The 750-nt window shown below is 72.3% G+C and carries 1 protein-coding gene; it reads right to left on the bottom strand.

What is annotated here, in order from left to right:
• A partial coding sequence (locus AAAX72_RS09675; RefSeq protein ID WP_349130174.1) for an IS110 family transposase occupies positions 1-712 on the bottom strand: 712 nt, incomplete at its 3' end.
• Positions 713-750: the final 38 nt, after the last annotated feature.

Here is a 750-nt window from a genome sequence, read left to right as displayed (position 1 = left end):
GCTCGGCCTCGAAGGCTTGCCTGTCCCAATCGAGCGGAAGTCCGGCCTCGACCCACGCCTCGTAGGCCCTCCTTATGGGCTTGAGCTCCCTTTGGCCCCTCTCCAGCATCGAGATGTACTTCTCGCTGGTGCCCAGTATGGACGCCGCCCTCACCTGGCTGACCTTCGCCGCGCGCCTGGCCGCCACGAGCTCCGAGGCGTCCTCGGGCCTCCTGATCTCGTGCGGGCGCATCAGCGCCCGGTACGCCTCCCTGGCCACGTAGCGCTTGAGGCACCTCATGACCTCCCTGTCGCTCTTTCCCCGCCCCCTGGCCCTCTCGGCGTACTCGGCGGTCTCGGGGTCGCGCATGACCCTCTGCCTCGCGATCTCGTGCAGCGCGCTGTTCGCCTGCCGGTCGCCGCCCCTGTTGAGCCTGTGCCTCACGGTCTTGCCGCTCGAGGCGGGGATGGGGCAGGCGCCGCATATCGCCGCGAACGACGCCTCGGAGCGCAGCCTGCCCGGGTTGTCCCCGGCCGCGACCGCGAGCTTGGCCGCGCTCACGGGCCCGCACCCGTACATCGCCAGCAGCGCGGGGCAGTTCTCCTCCAGGGACGCCTCGATCGCGCGCTCCATGTCGAGCGCCGCGTCGCGCGCCGCCGCCCACAGGTCCGCCAGCGCTCCGAGCGCGGCGCCCAGCGCGCCCTCGGCGCGCACGGAGGGGAGCTCCTCCATCAGCCTCGGCCCTCCCATGCCGCGGAACCTCGACCTGA

The sequence above is a fragment of the Collinsella sp. CLA-ER-H8 genome, assembly GCF_040092335.1.
Taxonomy (GTDB): domain Bacteria; phylum Actinomycetota; class Coriobacteriia; order Coriobacteriales; family Coriobacteriaceae; genus Collinsella.
This window is presented reverse-complemented; position numbering and strand designations above follow the sequence as displayed.